The 1,598-nt window shown below is 25.8% G+C and carries 1 protein-coding gene and 1 CRISPR repeat array; the gene reads right to left on the reverse strand.

Annotated features, from left to right (window positions below):
• Positions 1-75: 75 nt before the first annotated feature.
• Positions 76-642: a CRISPR direct-repeat array (repeat unit 31 nt; unit sequence AGTTTCAATTCCTTATAGGTAGGCTAGAAAC).
• A 310-nt stretch (positions 643-952) separates the two neighbouring features.
• Entirely contained in the window at positions 953-1,282 is a 330-nt protein-coding gene (locus tag OM90_RS11810) for a hypothetical protein (protein ID WP_058487066.1), read from the reverse strand.
• Between the last annotated feature and the right edge of the window lie 316 nt (positions 1,283-1,598).

Genomic DNA, 1,598 nt, shown 5'->3' on the forward strand with positions numbered 1-1,598 from the left:
AGTTCATATTAAATATAAGAAATTTATCATAAATAGAAACTTAAAAAAGTCGGCAAAAGCCGACTTTTTTTGTGTAATTTCAATTCCTCATAAGTAGGCTAGAAACTACTAAAAGTATATTACCTTATGTAGCAGAAGTTTAGTTTCAATTCCTTATAGGTAAGCTAGAAACTGACAATATAAAATTTGGCTTAAACGTGTTTATACCGTTTCAATTCCTTATAGGTAGGCTAGAAACTATCGATTATTCTAGTGATTTATCTTCTATACTTGAGTTTCAATTCCTTATAGGTAGGCTAGAAACCCCCATATCTTTTATATTTTTAGGATATGGGAATTTAAGTTTCAATTCCTTATAGGTAGGCTAGAAACGTTATTTTTTTGTGTAGTTGGTTTTGTGTGTTGTGTTTAGTTTCAATTCCTTATAGGTAGGCTAGAAACCCAGAAATATTTTTCTTAGAATTTTTACTGTACTGAGTTTCAATTCCTTATAGGTAGGCTAGAAACGGTTTTTAAATGCGTAAATTTTTTTTGGTATTTATTTGTTTCAATTCCTTATAGGTAGGCTAGAAACGATATACTAGAATTAATCGATGAATACGTACAAAATCAGTTTCAATTCCTTATAGGTAGGCTAGAAACCCATTTGATTGCTGTATTTATCACTATTTTATATTTTCTACGTTTTTTTAAAAATTCCTTCTTTTTTTATATATTTTTTTTATAGAATGCTTATTTTTCAGGGGTTGTGGGCTAAATTAAATTGTCGTCGATCCCCCGGGATTTTTTCCCTACTGGAGGTCGACGACTTTTTTAGTTTTGTTTATTTACAAAATAATTCTATCCATATTTTTAAATAAATATTTCTTTTTAATTTTCATAATTAACTATAATAACCTTCTCTACCCACAAGGACTGCTTCTACTTTTCCATAAGGAGCATATATTCCAATTTAATATTTAACAGATGTAAATCCTATACCTTTTTCATAAATCAAATCGGGATCTAATTGTATAAATAACTTTTCAACTATCTTATAATCTTGATTTATCAATTGATAATTTTTAAATATTATATGCGATGGTTCATAAAATTCTATAGCTTCAATTTTCCCATATTCATCGTAAAAAATATTCCCAAAAGAAAATTTATCTGTTGCAATCTTTTTATTTTTTTTAAAGCTTTTTATGTATTGTTTAGAAAATAAATCTTTTACATCTTGACGGGTAAGATTAAATTTAATTTTATCAGTTCCTTGCAAAGGTATAATTTTAAAAGTCATATTTATATTCCTTTCTTTTACATCCGCTTTATAAATCTAAATAAAATTTATATTCCCCTATTTTCTGTAAATAAATCTTCTTGACTTTAATTTTATAAATTTCTAGTTTTGATTATTTACATAATAACTCTACCTATATTTTTGATTTCAACCTATACTCTAATATTTATACTAACAATAACATCTCCTCATATTAAAAAATTCCATTTCTTATAGGTAGGCTAGAAACCATTTGATTGCTGTATTTATCGCTATTTTATATTTTCTACGTCTTTTTAAAAATTCCTTCTTTTTTTATATATTTTTTTATAAAATG

Source organism: Defluviitalea phaphyphila, from assembly GCF_001466305.1.
In the GTDB taxonomy this organism is placed as follows: Bacteria; Bacillota; Clostridia; order Lachnospirales; family Defluviitaleaceae; genus Defluviitalea_A; species Defluviitalea_A phaphyphila.

Coding starts and splice junctions, on each gene's coding strand:
- OM90_RS11810 (WP_058487066.1), bottom strand. CDS start 1,282: ATGACTTTTAAAATTATACCTTTGCAAGGAACTGATAAAATTAAATTT.